The following is a 20,074-nucleotide window of genomic DNA, read 5'->3' as shown; positions in this document are numbered from 1 at the left end:
ATTCAAATTCAAAGGGGAATTTACATGGAGTCCTTCTCTCAAGAATATATTTTGCCCTGGCTGATTAATATCGGCCTAGCGATTGCCATCTTCGTGTTGGGTCGCTGGGTGGTCAAGCTGCTGATCAATGTGCTGGGACGTGTTCTGCGCAAAACCAAAATGGACACCATGCTGATCAATTTTGTCAGCTCCATTGCGCATGCCCTGCTGCTGCTGTTCGTCGTGATTGCAGCCCTGGGTCAGCTGGGCGTCGATACGACTTCCCTGATCGCCCTGATTGGTGCTGCAGGCCTGGCTATTGGTCTGTCATTGCAGGACTCGCTGAAAAACTTCGCGGCTGGCGTGATGCTGATCGTATTCCGCCCCTTCCGTGAGGGTGATTTCGTTGAGGCCGGTGGTGTCAGTGGTATTGTGGAGCACATCACTATCTTCAACTCGGTTTTTCGGACCGGTGACAACCGCGAGATTATCCTGCCCAACGGCAAAATCTACAGCGATTGCATCATCAACTACTCCAAGCGTGACACCCGTCGTGTCGATATGGTGTTCGGTATCGGCTATGGCGATGACTTGCTCAAGGCCAAGCGTGTGCTGATGGAGATCCTGGAGCAGGATGAGCGTGTGCTCAAGGATCCTGCACCCGTGGTATCGGTAGCTGAACTGGGTGACAGCAGTGTCAATTTCAACGTGCGTCCCTGGGTGAAGACAGCGGATTATTGGGCTGTTCGCTGGGATATCACCGAGAAGGTCAAGCTGGAATTTGACCGCCAGGGCATCAGTATTCCCTTCCCGCAGATGGATGTCCACCTGCATCAGGAAGAGAAAACCGCCGGTTAACCCGGCCCTCGCGTAAGCGCCGAGTTGTCACCTTGACTCTCGGCCAGCAGCTGTTGCCGCAGCGTTTCGTTCTCATGACGCAAGCGCTGCGCTTCTACTCGATAATCAAAAATCTCCTGATATTGACGCTCCAGCTTGGCTTCAAGCTGCTCCAGTTCATTGCCTTGTTGATCAATCTTCAGCTGCAAGTGCTCCAGTTGGTCCTGGAGGTCGTCCAGCATCTCGAAACCGCGGCTTTGCGGCTCATTTGCCTTATCCGGGTGGAATCGGTACGAGCCCTGAAGTTCGTTGACAATATGGCTGTAAATGGCGGTGAGGTCTGACCGCTCGCGATCTGTATAGCGGATGTTTTCCTCGATCGCGGTGTGCGCACTGGCGGCACCAATGGCGCCCGCCAGAATCTGTTCCAGCATGCGGTGAAATTCCATCAGTTCCACGACCGATATGTGGCTCTTGTCGTAAACCTGAAGATCATCGGCGATGCGGTTGACGTTATGCTGTGCTTTTTCATCACCCAGGTAACGACGCAGTAACTGCTCGGCTTCGACCAGTTTGGGTGCCAGTTCGATATAGGCATTAAGCCCGGTGGGGCGTGCTTTTTCCTGGGTTCGCAGGGCGCGGCTGGTATAAAGGAACTCGGTGGTCAGGGTGCGTTCCTGCTTGTGCGGGTTATAGAACCAGGAGCCCAGAAAATAGGCCAGCAGGTTTACAGAAAGAGACCAGAAAACGGCGTGGGGAATCTTCGGCAGGTCGCTGCCAAACAGCGCTTGCGGGGCCAACCATTGAATGCCAAGAGGACCATGCTCCAGCAAGCTCAGAGGAAGCCAGCCTTCCTCGACCCAAGCAGGTACGATCAGGGTCCAGGTCCAGAGGCCGAAGCCGGCCATTAGCCCGAGCATGGCGCCCATGCTGTTGCCACGGTTCCAGAACAGTCCGATGAACGTCGCCGGTGCAAACTGCAGAGCGGCAACGAACGAGATCATGCCAACGGCTACCAGCATGTAGGTGTCGGTGAGCAGACGCGCGAGCAGCAGGCTGCCAAACAGAATGATGGCCACCAGCACCCAACGGACCTGCAGCAGCCAGGTTCGCATCCAGGCCAGCTGCTGGAACTTTTCGCAGAAAGGCAGCAGCAGGTGGTTGGATACCATGGTGGCCAGCGTCATGGTGGTGATGATGACCATGCCACTGGCGGCGGCGAACCCGCCGAGGAAAGAGAGCAGCGCCAGGTATGGTTCGTCGAGTGCCTGGGGCACCAGCAGCATGAAAAAGTCGGCAGACTGCTCAGGTAGTCCCAGGATGCTGCCTGCAGCGGCAACGGGGACCACAAACATTACGATCAGTACTGTATACAGCGGGAACACCCAGAGTGCCCGTCCCAGATGGCTGGGGGACACGTTCTCCACCACGCCGACATGAAACTGACGTGGGAGCAGTTGGACGCCCGCGAAGCTGAGAACAATCAGCGTTAGCCATTGGATTCCGCTATCCTCGCCGCCGAGGCTGACCAGGTGTTGCAGGTTGTGTTCTTGTATCTTCTGGTAGATGTCGAGAGGCCCGTCAAAAAACTGGTAGCTGATGAACAGGCCGATGATCAGGTAGGCGATCAGTTTGATCACGCACTCGGCCACCAGTGCCAGGATCATGCCCTGGTGGCGTTCGGTCGGGTCCAGGCGACGGACACCAAAAATGATGGTGAAGACCGCCATCAATAGGGTGATGACCATGCCGGAGGAGCTCCAGTGAATATGGCCGGCACCTTCATGGGTGATCAGGCGCAGCGAGCGGATCACGGCTTCCAGCTGCAGGCTGATGTAGGGCAGCAAACCGAACAGGGCGATCAGGGTTACCAGTGCGGCGATGCGCTGGGAGCGTCGATAGCGGGTTGAGATAAGGTCAGCGATGCTGGTGATATGAAATGTCTCTTTTACCGCAATCATACGCCTGATGGTGTACTGCCAGAAAAACAGCGAGAGCAGCGAACCGACATAGACGCCTAGATAAAGCAGGCCTGACTGAGTCGCAAAGCCTACACTGCCGTAAAAGGTCCAGGTGGTGAAATACACACAGAGCGACAGTGCATAGATAGTGGCTGAATTAATTGGCCGGCCACGGCGGGTGCGGTGTTCACCCCATTGTGCGAGCCCGAACAGCAGCCCGATGTAAAGGGTAATGACCAGTAGTACGCTCAGGGGTGAGAACATCTGTATACCTCTAACTGGCGGATATCGCTGATCTATTCAGTGTAGTCGGTAGCCGTAGCGTCATGTGCCTTGCCATGCGGGCAGCAGCGGGGTGGCACGGGGTCCAGGCCGCCTTCGGAGTAGGGGTGGCAACGGAGGATGCGGCGTGTGCCCAGGTAGAGGCCCTTGAGGATACCGTGTACCTGTATCGCTTCGATCATGTAGCTGGAACAGCTGGGATAGAATCGGCAGTTATTGCCAAGGAAGGGGCTGACGGCGATCTGGTAAAGCCGTACCAGCCGAATCAGCAATCCTGTAACCAGGCGGTTGATCATATGCGGGATTCCCAAAACCATCTGTTGCAGATGATAGCCCCTGGTGTCACGACTGGCCAGTGATGCAAAGCAAGCCGGGAGCCCTAAGGCTCCCGGTGGTCGATCAGGCCTGGCGATCCAGTTCCAGAACGGAGAGGGTGCGTGCGCGGACGCGGTTGAGCAGATCGGCGTCTTCAGTCATGTTTTGACCATAGGAGGGTACCAGCTCGCGGATTTTTTGCTGCCAGCTGTCTTCCTTCAGGCGCTCGGCGAAGCAGCGCTCGACGATGCTCAACATGGCACTCACCGCGGTGGAAGCGCCCGGAGAGGCACCCAGTAGGGCGGCCAGAGAGCCGTCCTGGGCCGTGATCACTTCGGTACCGAACTCCAGTTTGCCAGCGGTTTCAGTACCCGGCTTGATGATCTGGACACGCTGACCGGCATAGGACAGTTCCCAGTCCTCGTCCTTGGCTTCGGGGAAAAAGTTGCGCAGCGAGTCGACACGGGAGGTGTGCGACTGCATCACTTCGCTGATCAGGTAGCGGGTCAGGTCCATGTTGTTCTTGGCCACGGACAGCATCGGCTTCAGGTTGCCGAGGCGAATGCTGCACGGCAGGTCCATGAAAGAGCCCTGCTTGAGGAACTTGGTGGTAAAGCCGGCGAACGGGCCAAACAGCAATGCCTTCTTGCCATCGATGATGCGGGTATCCAGGTGCGGTACGGACATGGGGGGCGCACCGATTGGTGCCATGCCATAGACCTTGGCCTGGTGCTGTTCGATGATTTCCGGACGTTTGCATACCAGCCACATGCCACTGACCGGGAAGCCGCCGTAACCCTTGCTTTCCGGAATGTCGGATTTCTGCAGCAGCGGCAGGGCGCCACCACCGGCACCCAAGAAGACGAAGCGGCTGTTGATTACTTCGCTGCCGCCTTTCTCGGTGTTTTTCAGTTTTACGTTCCAGCTGCCGTCGGCCTGCTGGTCCAGGTCTTCAACGATTCGGCTCAGCAGCAGGTCGAAGTTGTCCTGCTGTTCCAGGTTCAGCACCATGAAACGGGCCAATGCGCCGAAGTTGACATCAGAGCCGTAGCGTACGCGGGTCCCTGCAACCTTGTCGGACGGATCGCGGTCTTTCATCACCAGCGGCATCCATTCGCGCAGAGTGTCGTGATCTTCACTGTACTCCATGTCCGTGAAGCAGTGGTGCTGGCTCAGCGCGTCATAGCGCTTGCGCAGGAATTCGACGTTCTTCTCGCCCCAGACAAAGCTGGAGTGCGGAGTCGGGTTAATGAACTCCTTGGGAGAGGGCAGGTTGCCCTGTTCGACCAGGTATGACCAGAACTGCAGGCTGACTTCAAAAGAGGTGTTGATTGCGAATGCCTTGCTGGTGTTGATGCTACCATCCGCCTGTTCCGGCGTGTAGTTCAGCTCACAGTAGGCAGCGTGGCCGGTACCGGCGTTGTTCCAGCCGTCGGTACTTTCGCGGGCAACATGGTCGAGTCGTTCGACCATACAAATCTTCAGGCTCGGGTCCAGCTGTTTGAGTATCATCCCGAGGGTGGTACTCATTGCGCCGGCGCCGACTAGCAGCACATCTACAGTTTTAGTGGTCATATGAGTTCGCCATTTGATCGTAAACAATGGGTTGGAAACGACGGAAGGTGGCTTTTGGCGCATCCTGGGCAAGTGGTAGACCTGTCCGGAGGACTTCCGCGTCTCACTGCCATCTGCATCCACCCGATTGGGTGGTGACACCGGCAGATTGAATGATTATTTACGCTTAGTACTTTGGTGCGGTGCATTATATGCAACTGGAACTGGATTAAAACTCGAATTGTCTACAGTGAAGCGCGCGTGGATAGCATCATCAGGCTGTAACCCGCATGGTATAGGGGTTTCGCCGGATTTTTAGACTTTGGTCTGCAGAAAAGAAAAGCAGTGTTGCAGTGGGCGGCTGCCCACTGCAGGAAGGCTGTGTTACAGGTGCTCTTCGGCGTACTCGGCCAGGCGTGAGCGGAAGATGCCTTCGAAGTGGACACTGGCGGACCCTTCGAAGTTACGGAAGCGTTCCACAATGTAGGTCAGGCCCGAAGTGAGTGCAGTGAGATAATTGGAATCGATCTGGGCCAGGTTGCCCAGACAGACCATCTTGGTGCCCTTGCCGCAGCGGGTAATGATGGTCTTCAGCTGCTGCGGGGTCAGGTTCTGCGCCTCGTCGATCAGTACGATAGCATTCTGAATGCTGCGACCACGGATGAAGTTGAGCGACTTGAACTGGATGTTGGCCTTTTCCAGAGCGTACTTGACACTGCTCTGTGGCCGCTCGTCCTGTTCATGCATCGCTTCAAGGTTGTCGTTAATCGAGCTCATCCAGGGGGTCATCTTCTCCTCCTCAGTGCCGGGCAGGAAACCGATATCTTCAGCCACCGGGGGCGTGGAGCGGGTGACGATGATCTTGTTGAAGCGCTGTTCCTCAATCACCATCTCGAGCGCGCAGGCCAGCGCGATCAGGGTCTTGCCCGAGCCGGCCGCACCGAGCAGAATGCTCATGTCGATATCCGGGTCCATCAGTGACTGCATGGCAAATGCCTGCTGCAGGTTGATCGGCTGGATACCCCAGCACACCTGATCCATCAGGTGCTCATAGCCCAGGTCGAGCAGGGTGACGGTGGTTTCATCCATGGCAACTGTACGGGCGGAAAAATCCTTGCTGTCGTCGTAAATGTATTCATTCAGGTAGGTGTTAGGCAGCAGGCTACGATCGACCTTGTGGTAGGTTCGCCCATCCTTTTGAAAGCTGTCGACGTTTTCCACTCCCTCCCAGAAGGGCTTGTCCAGGTGCTGGTGGCCTGCTGGCAACATCTCGATGTCGGAGACCAGCTGGTCGGTGCGGTAGTCTTCGACCCGCTGCAAACCGGCGCCCAGCGCCTTTAGGCGCATGTTGATGTCCTTGGTCACCAGAATGATCTGGCGATGCGGGAACGTGGCCTGCAGGTGCAGGGCGCAGTTGATGATGCGGTTGTCTTTGTTGCTTTCGTCAGGCAGGAAGCCCTGGCGCATGGTCAACTCGTGGTCGGGGAAAATCGACAGTTTGCCGAGCTTCTGTTCGCGCTCCTTGCCTTCTATCAGGATGCGTACACCCTTGGTGATCTGGCTGGCGTTGGTGGCCGTTGAAAGGATGTTGTCGATGACCCGGATCGCATGGCGTGCTTCGGCAGCAACACTCTGCTTGCGGTCCTTGATTGAGTCCAGCTCTTCCAGCACCGTCATCGGGATGGTGATGTCCTGTTCCTTGAACTGAAACAGACACTTTGGGTCGTGCAGCAGCACGTTGGTGTCGAGGATATACAGTTTTGATGCAGACATCGAAGGGCTTCCTTGTACAGCGGTGTTTTGTCTTCAAGCTAATCCAAGGATGAAAGAATTACAATGGCATTTCTGCTGTGGGCTCGAGGAAGGTGGTTGTCATCCGACTGTCATTCGCCGGTAGTAAATCTGGCTGACAGGGTTCATAGTTAAAACAGGCACATGCGTTATGTGTCTGGCAGTATCCGCAAGGAACAAGGAGGTCAGCATGATGACCGAGCATTACATTACATCCAGTGTTACTCCGCTGGATAATCTCGACGTACTTTCTCCCTTCGAAGTGGCGCGGTTGCAGGACAAGAGTCAGGGCGGCCTCTACAACCTGTTTCGTCAGTGTGCATTGGCTGTACTCAACTGTGGTAGCGAGCTGGATAGCACCCGTACGGTGCTCAACCGTTTCCGTGCCTTCGATATCCAGATCAGCCAGAAACACCGTGGCGTGCAGCTTGATCTTATCAATGCACCGGCGACCGCCTTTGTCGATGGTGAGCTGATTCAGGGGATCAACGAGCACCTGTTTTCGGTGCTCAGGGATCTGCTCTACGTGGCTGACAAGGTGGAATCCTGCTGTGAAGGACTGGACCTGTCGGGCACTATTACCAACCAGGTGTTCAATATGCTCAGGCACGCGGAAGCATTACGACCGCATGTGAAGCCGAGCATGGTGGTCTGCTGGGGTGGTCATTCAATCGGCCATGACGAGTATGAATATACCAAGCGGGTTGGCTATGAGCTTGGCCTGAGAGGCATGGATATTTGTACCGGCTGTGGGCCGGGCGCAATGAAGGGCCCGATGAAGGGCGCGACCATTGCGCATGCAAAACAGCGCATTTTTGAGGGGCGTTATGTCGGTATCTCCGAGCCGGGCATTATCGCGGCGGAATCGCCGAACCCGATCGTCAATGAACTGATCATTATGCCTGATATCGAGCGCCGGCTGGAGGCGTTCGTGCGCTTGGGGCACGGCTTTGTGGTTTTCCCGGGAGGGGTGGGTACCGCTGAGGAGATTCTCTATATTCTGGGTATCCTGCTGCAGGCGCGTAACAGCAGTCAGCCCTTCCCGCTGATCTTCACCGGACCGGCTGGCAGCGAGCAATACTTCGAAACCGTTGATCGCTTTATTCGCGCGACGCTTGGTGACAGGGCAACCCAATGCTATGAGATCATCATCGATGATGCGCATGAGGTGGCGACCCGGATGCGTGACGGTCTGGCAGAGGTAACGACGCACCGCAAAGCGACTGGCGAGGCCTATCACTACAATTGGCAGCTGCATATCCCTCTGGCTTTGCAGCAGACGTTTGAGCCGACCCATGAGGCGATGCGAGAGCTGTGTTTGTCACGCCAGCAGCCGGACCATGAGTTGGCGGCGCAGCTGCGTTGTGCGCTCTCCGGCATCGTGGCCGGTAACGTCAAGGAGCCGGGTATTCGTGCCATCGAAGAGCATGGCCCCTTCGAGCTACATGGCGAGCCGGAGGTGATCGAAGCGCTGGATCAATTGTTGCAGTCGTTTGTGGATCAGCGCAGGATGAAGATCAATCACGAGGAATATGAACCCTGCTTCCGCTTGGCGGCGGCCAGCAAGGCATCATAAGTCAACGTCTGCGGGTGATGGCGCGCTCGCGGACAAATGCCATCAGGTAGTTGGGCCCTCCATAAAGGGGGCCCGTTCCCGATACGCCGGAGCTGCCTGAAGGGTGAATGCTGGCGGACATGTCAGTAAGAGGCGTGTTGAGCAGCAGGCGGCTGGCCTGGAGTTCATCCGTCACCTGATCAATCAGGGCGTCATCATCGGAGTAAAGGCCGCAGGCCTGTCCTGGACAGCAGCGGTTGATCTCCACCAGCACTCGGGTCATTTCTTCTCGTTCGAATCGAATAAGGTGCAGTACCGGGCCACTGATCGGCGCGGACAGCTCATCCAGCGTATACAGCCGCAATAGGGTCGGTGGCACATAATAGCCGTGATCGTGCTGCTCGTTCAGCTCCAGCTGGGCGAGCACCCGTTGGCGCAGGCGGAGGCGTTCAATATGCTGATAGGTCTGATCCATCAGGTCGCGTCGGCTAAGCGGGCCAATATCGGTATCCAACTGAACGGGGTCACCCAGCTGAAGCTGCTGCATGCCACTGGCCAATTGTTGTTCAATTTCATCCGCGATGCTGGCTTCGATATAGAGTGTGCCCAGCGTGGCGCGCCTTTGTCCGGCATGACTAAAAGCACTGTGCAACAATCCTTGGATCTCCGAGGTGCTCAGGCGTCGGTCCAGGATCTGAGTACCGGGCATGCAGCTGTGCGACAGCAGCGGCACAACAGGGGCACCCTGGCGACTGGCCAGTCGCCTGTTCAAGTCGGTTGTTCTTCCGGGGCCGAGAAAACAACAAATGCCGGCTATACGGTAGTCTTCCACCAGCCAATGGGCGACCTGGCTATCACCCGGCAGTAAAGCAAGTGCGCCAGAAGGGAGGCCCGCTTCCCACAGGTATTCGCTGGCCAGTGAAAGACAGGAAGCGGAGCTTGGATCCGGGTGCAAAAGCACACTGTTACCGCTGACCAGCAGGGCAGCCAGCTGGCCGAGGGCCGTTGCCAGGGGCTCGTTGTGGTCGGTCAGGCAGATATAGATGCCCCTTCCGTGCAGCTCAAGCCGGTTTTCCTCGGGCTGGTGGCCATGCAGAGTACGGGGCGCGAGTTTGATGCGAGCCTGGTTGCAGTAGTAATAGCAGAGGTTAATCGCGGTGCGCAGGTCGGTAAGCGCGTCACGGACGCTAAGGCCGGTTTCATGTACACAAGTGGCGACCAAGGCATGCTGTTCTTGTTGCAGGCGCTCAGCCCAGCGCTGGAGGATATCGGCACGAGATTCAACTCCAAGTCGGTTCCACTTTGACTGTGCATCCAGAGCACAATCAAATGCGGCGCGAACCTGCTCTTCCGTGGTCGAGCAAAGTTGTCCGATTGTCAGGCCCGCGTGGCTTGGGCTGAGTCGTTCATGCGTTTCTGGACTTTTCAGGCTTTCGCCGTTGATCAGCGGACCGACATCCAGGGAATGTACTGCGTACTGCTCCAGCGCCTGAGTCAGGGCGTCGTTGGTTAGAGTCTGGCCGACAGGGGGGCTGGATGCATTGTTGCGTACCGGCAGGAAAATATCTGACGGCTGAGCTGGTAGCTGGGCGTACGTGTGCAGGGGCTGGTGAGACAGCAGGGAGGCACGCAGGCGGGTGTTATTCAGGCTTTGGATAAACTGCAGGCAAAGCTGCTGGCCGATGCGGCAGTGCTCAGGGTCAGTCAGAACCGGATAGCAGGTATAGCCAGCGTGCTGAGCGCTCAAGATCTCGTTGGTGTCAGGCATGCCAGTGATCAACTTTATTGGAATGCTGACATTCAACGAGCGTCCCAGGTGTTCCAGCCAGGCCAGTGTCGGCAGGGCTCGTTTGCTGCTGGTGTGCAGGCAAATGCCCAAGTCTCCCCAATGCTCAAGGCCAGGCAGGGTCAGGGTTGTGGCCAGGATATCCAGTGTCAGTTCAATAGTTGCCTCGTTGGGGGGATGCAAGGTCAGCTGGTGACCATTCTCGCGTGCCGCAAGTGCCAGCACATGCAGGCGATGGCAGAGTCCGTCTTGGATGCTGCTTCGCTTAAGTGCTTCATAGCGAGGGTGGAGGTCGGCTGGGTTAATCAGCAGGGTGGACGGTGCAGGCAGCTCCAGTTGTTTCAGATATTGGTTAAAGCGCTGATTGGCAGCCGCTGCAGTCAATGGATGAGCCGGAGGTAAAGCAATCACTGGTGGTGTCTCAGGCTCCACAGGTGATATCACGGGGAAGTGGGGGCTGAGCGCCTGCCAGCTGTCGACCAGAAACTGGTCGGGAACGGCAAAATACTGACCGAGATTTCGGGTCAGTTGCTGCCGGGTGAGCAGTCGGTACTCGTCCGAGAAAAATATGCTGAGTGGTAACATCCCTCTGCTCCGCAGGTTGCTGTAATCCTGGCGCCAGTCTAGCGTAAATATTATTGCCAGGAGGCAGGTTGGTCGGTAAAACCCCTTTATCAGGAGCGACTTACACGTGGAGGTGTTGGTTGTAATCGCTTATAGTGGTTCATTTTTTTACAGGGTATCTCTTTTGCGACGCAAGCTAGTTCTGACGCTGACGACCCGTCACGGGTCGCGACAAATTTTTCTGCATCAGCTGTTGGCATACCTGCTTCTGACCTTTGTGCTTTTGTCGGGCATGAGCTTTTTCGTGTCCAACTGGTTGTTGGTCAAGACACATGATGATCTGACCGACCTGGAACGAGATCATCAAGACCTTAACGAGCAGTATCAGTTGTTGCTGGGAACGCAGCAGCTGTATATCTCTGAGCTTGATGAGCTGGGCAGCTCGCTGAGTGATCTAAGTGCCGAGCGGGCGCGGCTGGTGGAAGAAAATCAGGAAATTGGGGCCACGCTGAGTACGCTGGAAACCCGTCTGGGCCTGTTGCAGGAACCCGTTGGCATGAGCCTTGAAGAGCGCCTGGAATTGACGCGGATGGCCGCCCGTCAGAGATTGTTCCTGCTGCACAGCATTCCAAACGGAGTGCCGATCTCGGCGGAAAGGATCAATGACAGCTACGGCATGCGAATGCACCCGGTGCTCAAAACACGCAAAATGCACAATGGCATGGACTTCAAGGCTGATCGAGGTACGCCAGTGTATGCAACTGCCGACGGAGTGGTCGAGTATGGCGGTTATCGTAAGGGCAGCGGCTTTGGCAACCTGGTGGTTTTGCAGCATAATTTCGGCTTTAAAACCTATTACGCCCATCTGCAGAAGGTGCTGGTGAAGAGTGGCACCTTTGTACACAAGGGCCAGCAGATAGCGCTCAGTGGCAATAGCGGGCGCTCGACCGGAGCGCACCTGCACTACGAGGTGCGTTTCATGTACAGGCCCCTGAATCCCGGGCCTTTCCTGCAGTGGGGGCTGGATAATTTCAATGCCCTGTTTAGCGAAGTCGAGGAGGTGCCGTGGGAATCCTTAAGCGCAATGTATCCGCTAAATCAGTCCGGAGCGCAGTAACCATTATTGCGCAAGGTAACCAGCTGTCGGGTGATATGCGGGTTTGCGGCAAGGTTCATATTGACGGTGTCGTTGAAGGGCGACTGGAAGTCGCCGATGATGTGACGATCGGGCGTCAGGGAGTCGTGCGTGGTTGTCTGGTAGCCAATCATGTCAACGTTAGTGGTCTGTTGGAAGGCGACCTGATCTGTACTTCGTTACATGTTGAACGAGGCGGTAAGGTTCGGGCTAATGTGTGCAGTGACAAATTGAGCATCGACCCCCAGGGGTGCTTTGTCGGTGAGCGTCGCATGCAACGCTCGACGCCGCGGCTCGAATATCATCCGGATGACTCCGGTAAGGCTGCAATTGGGGGAGAGGTGCTGGACTATGCATTGTTCGATACCTTGCCGGACCGTATTACCCTGAGTCGTCAGGAGGATTGATGCATGTGTGAACTGCTCGGCATGAGTGCCAATGTACCCACGGATATCTGCTTCAGTTTTACGGGGCTGATGCAGCGTGGTGGCCGTACCGGGCCACACCGGGATGGCTGGGGGATCGCTTTCTATGAGGGTAAGGGGCTGCGCAGTTTTCATGACCCAGAACCCAGTGCTGACTCTCGGATCGCCGGGTTGGTAGCGGACTACTCAATCAAGAGTCGGGTGGTCATCAGTCATATTCGCCAGGCTAATGTGGGGTCGGTTTGTCTGGAGAATACCCACCCTTTCAGTCGCGAGCTCTGGGGCTATACCTGGACCTATGCCCATAACGGCCAGCTCGATAAAGCGCTGTTTGACTGGCCGCTGAAATTTTATCAGCCGGTAGGCACCACTGACAGCGAATATGCCTTCTGTTGGTTGCTGGATCAGATTCGCAGTCGCTACCCGGAACGACCATCCGATTTCGGTGAACTCCAGCAGTTCATTCACCAGTGCTGTGATCAGTTGCGAGCCTTGGGAGTGTTCAATATGTTGCTCAGCGAGTCGACTCGCCTTTTCTGTTACTGTACGACCAAGCTGGCCTGGATTACGCGACGCTCGCCCTTTGGTGAGGCCAGGCTCAAGGATTGTGAAGTCAGTGTGGACTTCGGTGCCGAGACCACACCCAATGATGTGGTCACGGTCATCGCGACCGAGCCCTTGACCGACAACGAACGTTGGCAAAAGCTAGGCACTGGAGAGATGGTTGTCTTTGTCGATGGTGAGGTTGCGGCTCAGCTGAAGGAGTAGGGGTATGCAGGCGGTCGGCCCGGACGTTGCCAGTTTGTCTGATTTGCTGTTTCAGTTGGCGCGGCGTTTCGACGAAAAGCCTGCTTTCGGTCATCTGGGGGCCAGAATCAGTTTTGCCGACCTGGACCGTCTTTCACGTCGTTTTGCTGCTTGGGTTCAACGCGAAACTGACCTCCAGTCCGGAGATCGAATCGTGCTGCAGCTGCCTAACCTGATGCAGTACCCGGTCCTGCTTTTCGGAGCGCGGCGTGCCGGTCTGGTGATCGTCAACGCCAATCCGCTGTTGTGTGCAGAAGAGCTGGGTTGTTTGTTAAGGGACTCCGGGGCGCGTGCGCTGGTGAGCTTCGCTCCTGTTCCTGTTGAGCGGCTCCAGATTCTGAGTGCTTCTCCCATTGAATATCTGATCACGACCGAGCCGGGTGATCTGCATCCGGTGCCGGGTCGTCAGTTATTGAACCTGTTTGCACGCTTCAAGGCCGCTGGCTCCGGTAAGGGAGTAAGAGGGGGGCGGGTTCCGCCGGGGATTGAGCGAGTTTCATTCACCGCGATCATGCAGCTGGGAGCAGGGCGTATCTGGCAGCCGCCAGAACAATCTTCCGAGCTGGCCTTGCTGCAGTATACCGGCGGAACTACCGGGCCCGCCAAGGGCGCGATGCTGAGCGAGCGGGCATTGTTGAGTAATTTGGTGCAGCTTGATGCCCTGTTGTCAGAGTACACCACGCCCGGGCAGGAGCGCCTGCTGCAACCCCTGCCGCTCTACCATATCTACTCGTTTACGTTGACCCTGCTGATGCTAAGTATCGGTGCCTATATCGAACTCATCCCCGACCCTCGTCACACTCGGTCGCTGGTCCGTTGCTGGGATCGTCTTGAGCCGACCATTATGGCCGGCATCAATCCATTGTTTATCCACCTTTGTCAGCAGCCCGAATTTCAGCGGCTGGACTTTTCGTCGCTGAAGCTGACCATCTCGGGCGGCATGGCACTGACACGCTCGATTGCAGCGCGTTGGCAGAAAGTCACGGGCGGTGATATCTGTGAGGGTTATGGGCTGACCGAGTGTTCGCCGGTAGTTAGTGTCAATCGTCCGAATACCTTTCGGGCAGGAACTGTAGGCAAACCGCTGGCGGGCACGGATGTTCGTGTACTGGGTGAGGCGGGTAAGCTGATGCCGCCCGGCGAAAGCGGCGACATCTGGGTGCGTGGCCCGCAGCTGATGTCGGGTTACTGGCATCAGCGTGAAGAGACTCAGGGGGCGATGCAGGATGGTTGGCTGGATACGGGTGATATAGGTTTGATCGATAGTGACGGCTATCTGAAGATCATCGATCGACGCAAGGAGGTGATCAATGTATCCGGGTTCAAGGTCTACCCCAGTGAGCTGGAAGATGTCATTGCCTGTCATCCCGATATTCTTGAATGCGCCGTGGTCGGTCTGCCCGACAGCAGCGGTGGTGAGCAGATCAAGCTGTATGTGGTTCCAGCCAATCAGCAGCTGTCAATTCGGCAGGTGCGTGACTACTGCCGCGAGCGCCTGACGGCCTACAAGGTACCCCGCTCAGTGGAATTTTGCCGTTCACTGCCGCGCACGCCAATCGGCAAAGTGTCGCGCCGAGATCTTCGTGAAATGGCCCTGCAGGGCAAGCGGGTGCATTAACCTGTTAGTAATTAAGCAGGGCTTAATGGATAATATGCGGTCGTTTCATTCACCTGCAACAAGGTCGCAGCAGTTTGTCCATCTCCATCAAGACACTTCAACAGCAGCTGGTTCATTGTCGTATTGCCGATCGCTTCCCATTACGCCGTGAGCTGGATCGACTAAAGCGTCAGGCGTCGCCCGATAGCGATAAGCTGGCCAGCCTTGCCGAACGTATAGCGGCGTCCTGTGCGCAGGTCGATAAGCTCAAAGGTTTGCCCTCGGTGCCGGAATACCCTGATCTGCCAGTCTCTGAACGGCGGGAAGAGTTGCTCAAGGCGATCGCCGATCATCAGGTAGTGGTGATTGCCGGCGAGACCGGCTCGGGCAAGACAACTCAGATCCCCAAGCTCTGTATCGAGCTGGGGCTGGGATGCGTGGGCATGATTGGTCATACCCAGCCAAGACGCCTGGCCGCCAGAACCGTGGCGTCGCGTATTGCCGAAGAATTGAAAACCCCGCTGGGCGAGCGGGTCGGTTATCAGGTGCGGTTTCACGATCAGGTCTCGGAAACGACCCAGGTCAAGCTGATGACGGACGGGATTCTGCTGGCGGAAACCCAGCATGATCGCTTCCTTGAAAAGTACGAAGTGCTGATCATCGATGAGGCTCATGAGCGCAGCCTCAATATCGATTTCCTGTTGGGCTACATCAAGCGCATCCTGCCACGTCGTCCTGATCTCAAGGTGATCATTACCTCTGCCACCATCGATCTGGAGCGCTTTTCGCAACATTTCGACGGCGCGCCGGTGATCGAAGTCTCCGGTCGAACCTATCCGGTTGAAACGCTGTATCGTCCACTGCACGAGATGGAAGCGGATGATGAAAAGGCGGTCGACCTGCAGCAGGCGATACTCGCGGCCGTGGATGAACTGGTAGCGATCGATCAGGATAAACGAAGTGGCGGTCCGGGCGATATTCTGGTGTTCCTGCCCGGTGAGCGCGAGATTCGCGAAACCGCCGAGACCCTGCGCAGGGCTCAGTTGCGCGACACCGAAGTGATCCCGCTCTATGCCCGGCTATCGCTGGCGGAACAGAACCGCGTGTTCCATGAGAATCGCAAGGCGGGGCGGCGAATCGTACTGTCGACCAACGTGGCGGAAACCTCGTTGACAGTACCGGGTATCCGTTATGTGATCGATCCGGGCCTGGCGCGTATCTCACGCTACAGCTACCGCTCCAAGGTGCAGCGCTTGCCGATCGAGGCGGTCTCTCAGGCCAGCGCCAACCAGCGCGCCGGTCGCTGTGGTCGTGTGGCGCCCGGTGTCTGTATTCGTCTGTACTCCGAAGAGGATTTCCTGGCGCGCCCGGAATTTACCGATGCCGAAATTCGCCGTACCAATCTAGCGGCTGTCATCCTTCAGATGTTGCAGCTGAAACTGGGCGACATCCGTGAATTCCCCTTTGTAGATCCGCCCGATACGCGACTGATCAATGATGGCTACAAGCTGCTGGAGGAACTGGGTGCGGTCGATGATCGGCGCGGTATTACCTCGGTGGGGCGGCAGCTGGCACGGTTGCCGGTGGATCCGCGCATCGCGCGTATGGTGATTGAGGCTGCAAAGCAGGGCGCGCTGCGTGAGGTGCTGGTGGTCGCAAGTGCGCTCAGCGTGCAGGATCCGCGCGAGAGACCGCATGACAAGCGCCAGGCTGCGGACCAGAAGCACAAGGAATATGCCGACGAAGAGTCGGACTTCATGACACTGCTTAACCTTTGGCAGCTCTGGCACGAGCAGCGTGAAGAGATGAGTCAGAGCCAGCTGCGCCGCTGGTGCCAGAAACAGTTCCTGTCGTTCATGCGTTTGCGCGAATGGCGTGATGTACATCGCCAGTTGCTGCTTAGTGTCAAGGATCTGGGCTTGAAGGAAAACACGGAGCCGGCCGAGTATCCGGTGATTCACCAATCCCTGCTGGCCGGGTTGCTCAGTCATATCGGCTTCAAGCAGGACAAGGGGGAATATTTGGGGGCACGCAACCGTCGCTTCAAGATATTCCCGGCTTCGGGTGTGTTCAAAAAAGCGCCCAAGTGGGTAATGGCGGCAGAGCTACTGGAAACCAGTCAGCTGTACGCCCATCAGGTGGCGCGGATTGAGCCGGAATGGATAGAGCCCTTGGCCAAACACCTGGTCAAGCGCAGCTGGATGGAGCCGCATTGGGAGAAAAAGCGCGCCCAGGTGGTCGCCAGCGAGCAGGTCAGTCTGTTTGGCGTGATCATCGTGCCGCGCCGTCGAGTCAATTACGGCAGTATCGATCCGATTGTCTCCCACGAGATCTTTATTCGCAGTGCCCTGGTTGAAGGTGAATATCAGACCCGGGCTCCGTTTTTTAGCCATAACCGAGCGCTGCTGGAGGGTGTTGCGGCGCTGGAAGACAAGTCACGTCGTCGTGACCTGCTGGTTGACGAAGAGCAGCTGTACCAGTTTTATGCCGAGCGATTGGAGGAGCTGAAAGGCTCTCATGTGGTCAATGGCAAGGGGTTTGAGCACTGGCGCAAGCAGGTCGAGCAGGCTGATCCTGAGGCACTGTTCATGCGTGAAGCGGATATCCTGCAGCGCAATACTGAACATGTAACCGGTGCGCGCTATCCCGATGTACTGCCGCTGGATGGTGTCGAGCTCCCGCTCAGTTACCACTTCGAGCCTGGTGCCGAGGATGATGGTGTTACGCTCGAGTTGCCGTTGGCACTGTTGCGCGTAGCTCCTTTGCAACGGCTGGAATGGCTGGTGCCAGGGATGTTGGAAGAAAAGGTGGTCGCCATCCTCAAAGGGTTGCCTAAGCAGCTGCGCAAGCATTTCGTGCCGGTACCCAATTATGCAGAAGCCTTCTGCAATGTGGTGGTGTTTGCGGAAGGGGACTTGTACGAGGCGTTGTCGTTGCAGCTGCTGCGCATGACCGGTACGCGCGTGCAGCCGGACGTGTTGCGCGAAGTGAAGCTGGAAGCGCATCTGAAATTCAATCTGCGCCTGCGTGACGATCGCAATAAGGTGATTGGCAGTGGTCGCGAATGGGAGTTGCTCAATAAGCGCTTCGGTGAACGTGCCGAGGCTGCGCTGCAGTCCGGCCCGTCGGAGAGCTGGGGGCAGCAGGGGCTGACGAGCTGGAGCTTCGGAGACTTGCCTGAGAGCGTACATCTGCGCCAGGCGGGTGGGATTGAGGTTGAGGCTTGGCCTGCCTTGATTGATCGTAAGGACAGTGTTGAGCTGAAAGTGCTGCCCTCGGCAGATTTGGCAAGGCATGAAACCTTAAGAGGCGTGGCGCGTTTGCTGCTGATGTCGTTACCGGCGCAGCAAGTTAAGTATTTGCGTCGAGACATTCCCAGGTTAAACGAAAGTCTAATACTTTCCGGCAAGCTTTTTGATCGTAAAACGCTGGAAGACGATGCGCTGGTTTTGGCGGCACAACGGGCGTCCGGTTTAACTGAGGGAAATTCGCCGCGTGAGTCAGGTGCATTTGATCGGCTGCGGGAGCAGATGAGGGCCAATATAGCTGACGAGCTGGAGGCTTTGGGTGGTTTTATTCATGGCTGTCATCAGTCGGTTCACCGGATCAATAAACAGCTTAACGGCAAAATTAACCTTCAGGCGGTTCCAGTGCTGAATGATATCAAGCAGCAGCTGGCCGAGTTGATGAGCAGGCATTATCTGCTTGAAGCAGATGTGAGCTGGTTGCCGGAATATCCACGATATCTTAAAGCGATAGAGTTGAGGCTGGAGAAATACCAGCGTGACCTGCGGCAGCAGTGTCTCTGGTCGGATCAGCTGGCGGGGCTGAGGCAGCAGTATTTAAAAAAACAGCAGGAATATCAGGCGCGCAATGAGCGGCCAGAGTCTCTGGTGCGTTTTCGTTGGTTGTTGGAAGAGTACCGGGTCTCATTGTTTGCCCAGCAACTGGGGACGAAAGAAAGTGTATCGGAGAAGCGTCTTAAGCAGGCGCTGCAAACACTGTAAATCGGTAAAAGGCGAAAGTTTCCGTTTTTCTTGTTGATGGGTGTCAAATAATCATCCAGCCCTTGTGGATAGAGGCATGCAGCGCTTGCGCCGGTCGCGGGGCTGTGGTGTAATGCGGCCAATTTAGGTAGTTGCTCAACTGCAGCGAGCCCAAACCCTTGCTCTTGCTTAATGAGAGCCTCGCTAAGGAAAGCAATTGCCAGGCAACATCGCAGTCAAAATGACACAAAATACAAAATCTTTTTGTGTTCATTGGTTTGCAATAATCTGGATTTATAGTATTTTTCTGGGAGCACCTTGTGTGCTTAAGAAAAACTAGAATTCACTACTAGTATGTTGAATGAAGGGGAAATGTTGATGAAAAAGTCACTGATTGCTCTGGCTGTTGCTGGCGCCATGACTGCTCCGATCGTCGCTCAGGCTGACGCTACTCTGTACGGTTCTTTCCGTGTAGGTCTGCACTCTGCTGAAGATACTGATCTGGACCTGCGTGACGAGTCTACTCGCATCGGTATCAAGGGCGACGTAGATCTGGGCCTGGAAGACACTAAGGGTCTGTTCCACTGGGAAGCCAACGTAGATACTACTGACAACGAAGGCGAAATGTTCGCTGCTCGTCTGGCTTACATTGGTGCAACCGGTTCCTGGGGTACCGCGCTGGCTGGTCGTCAGTACCACCCGCACTACCTGCTGGTTAACCTGCCGACTGATATCTTCGACGCTGCTACTTCTGATGCAGGCGAGTGGAACCAGCTGGGCAACAACGTCCACAAGCGCGTTGATAACACCATCGCTTACCACTCTCCGGTAATGAGCGGTTTCCAGTTGATCGGTGGTGCAGTTGTTGCTGCTTCCGGTTCTGACGACAATGGCGTAGCTGACAGCAACATGGACGGCTACAACATCGCCGCCAAGTACACTGCAGGCGACCTGTACGTAGCAGCTTCCTACGGTGACGTTCAGGAAGACGTTGCTGCTACTGCAAACGACATCGAAACTATGGGTGTTGCTGTCAAGTACCAGATCGCTGACCTGGGTCTGGCTGCCAAGTACGAAACCCAGGAAGTTAAGGGTGACTACGACGAAACAGCTTGGGAGCTGGCTGCTACCTACGACATCGGCGCTACCCAGCTGCAGGCTCGCTACTCTGACTTCGAAGAAGATCTGGCCAACGAAGAAGGTTCTCAGTGGGCTGTTGGTGTTCAGCACAAGCTGGGCAAGAAAGGCCGCGTTTACGTTAACTACTTCGACTTCGATTCCGATGCTGAAGCTCTGAGCACTGCATTCAAAGATCGTCTGGTTCTGGGCTACCGCGTAGACTTCTAATATCACTTGATATTGGGTTTATCCAAAAAAGGCTCCCTCGGGAGCCTTTTTGCGTTGTGGTCTCCGTTATTAATTAGTTCAAATATGATGGCTGGATGCTTTCTTCCCTGTAATAGCCTCGTTAGAATAGCCACATCATATGAATCGGCTTAT

The 20,074-nt window shown here is 56.1% G+C and carries 13 protein-coding genes; 8 read left to right on the top strand and 5 right to left on the bottom strand.

What is annotated here, in order from left to right; translation table 11 throughout:
- The first annotated feature begins 24 nt into the window (after window positions 1-24).
- Window positions 25-837 carry a mechanosensitive ion channel family protein gene (locus ABD013_RS05710; protein WP_343803501.1) on the top strand — a complete coding sequence of 271 codons (813 nt, stop codon included), beginning with the start codon at window positions 25-27 and terminating at the stop codon, window positions 835-837.
- On the opposite strand, the gene ABD013_RS05705 is transcribed toward ABD013_RS05710, so the two are convergent.
- The 4 genes from ABD013_RS05705 to ABD013_RS05690 form a co-directional block, all read right to left on the bottom strand.
- Window positions 834-3,041 (bottom strand): hypothetical protein, encoded by a 2,208-nt coding sequence (locus ABD013_RS05705; protein WP_343803498.1) that lies wholly within the window; start codon window positions 3,039-3,041, stop codon window positions 834-836. The two genes, ABD013_RS05710 and ABD013_RS05705, sit on opposite strands and share 4 nt — an antisense overlap.
- Before the next feature lie 32 nt (window positions 3,042-3,073).
- Window positions 3,074-3,355 carry a membrane protein insertion efficiency factor YidD gene (yidD, locus tag ABD013_RS05700; RefSeq protein WP_343803495.1) on the bottom strand — a complete coding sequence of 94 codons (282 nt, stop codon included), beginning with the start codon at window positions 3,353-3,355 and terminating at the stop codon, window positions 3,074-3,076.
- Between the two features lie 103 nt (window positions 3,356-3,458).
- Window positions 3,459-5,012 (bottom strand): malate dehydrogenase (quinone), encoded by a 1,554-nt coding sequence (gene mqo, locus ABD013_RS05695; RefSeq protein ID WP_343804000.1) that lies wholly within the window; start codon window positions 5,010-5,012, stop codon window positions 3,459-3,461.
- Window positions 5,013-5,312: 300 nt separating this feature from the next.
- Window positions 5,313-6,701 (bottom strand): PhoH family protein, encoded by a 1,389-nt coding sequence (locus ABD013_RS05690; protein ID WP_343803492.1) that lies wholly within the window; start codon window positions 6,699-6,701, stop codon window positions 5,313-5,315.
- A gap of 208 nt (window positions 6,702-6,909) precedes the next feature.
- On the opposite strand from ABD013_RS05690, the gene ppnN reads away from it, so the two are divergent.
- Complete coding sequence (gene ppnN, locus ABD013_RS05685) at window positions 6,910-8,295, top strand: nucleotide 5'-monophosphate nucleosidase PpnN (protein ID WP_343803489.1); 1,386 nt, start codon at window positions 6,910-6,912, stop codon at window positions 8,293-8,295.
- A gap of 1 nt (window position 8,296) precedes the next feature.
- Here the strand turns inward: ppnN and ABD013_RS05680 are convergent, their stop codons facing one another.
- Complete coding sequence (locus ABD013_RS05680; protein ID WP_343803485.1) at window positions 8,297-10,645, bottom strand: proline dehydrogenase family protein; 2,349 nt, start codon at window positions 10,643-10,645, stop codon at window positions 8,297-8,299.
- A gap of 163 nt (window positions 10,646-10,808) precedes the next feature.
- Here ABD013_RS05680 and ABD013_RS05675 point away from each other — a divergent pair, with 163 nt between their 5' ends.
- The 6 genes from ABD013_RS05675 (at window position 10,809) to ABD013_RS05650 (ending at window position 19,921) form a co-directional block, all read left to right on the top strand.
- Entirely contained in the window at window positions 10,809-11,741 is a 933-nt protein-coding gene (locus ABD013_RS05675) for a M23 family metallopeptidase (protein ID WP_486336247.1), read from the top strand.
- A complete protein-coding gene (locus ABD013_RS05670; protein ID WP_343803479.1) occupies window positions 11,690-12,166 on the top strand; it encodes a bactofilin family protein in 477 nt (158 codons plus the stop codon). Before ABD013_RS05675 ends, ABD013_RS05670 begins: the two co-directional genes overlap by 52 nt.
- A 3-nt stretch (window positions 12,167-12,169) precedes the next feature.
- A complete protein-coding gene (locus ABD013_RS05665; RefSeq protein ID WP_343803477.1) occupies window positions 12,170-12,952 on the top strand; it encodes a class II glutamine amidotransferase in 783 nt (260 codons plus the stop codon).
- 4 nt (window positions 12,953-12,956) lie between these two features.
- Complete coding sequence (locus tag ABD013_RS05660) at window positions 12,957-14,609, top strand: AMP-binding protein (RefSeq protein WP_343803475.1); 1,653 nt, start codon at window positions 12,957-12,959, stop codon at window positions 14,607-14,609.
- 74 nt (window positions 14,610-14,683) lie between these two features.
- Complete coding sequence (gene hrpA, locus ABD013_RS05655; protein ID WP_343803473.1) at window positions 14,684-18,595, top strand: ATP-dependent RNA helicase HrpA; 3,912 nt, start codon at window positions 14,684-14,686, stop codon at window positions 18,593-18,595.
- A 357-nt stretch (window positions 18,596-18,952) separates the two neighbouring features.
- Window positions 18,953-19,921, top strand: coding sequence for a porin (locus ABD013_RS05650; RefSeq protein ID WP_343803470.1), 969 nt, complete (start codon window positions 18,953-18,955; stop codon window positions 19,919-19,921).
- The last annotated feature ends 153 nt before the right edge of the window (window positions 19,922-20,074 follow it).

The organism is Marinobacterium maritimum (assembly GCF_039523155.1).
GTDB lineage: Bacteria > Pseudomonadota > Gammaproteobacteria > Pseudomonadales > Balneatricaceae > Marinobacterium > Marinobacterium maritimum.
This window is presented reverse-complemented; position numbering and strand designations above follow the sequence as displayed.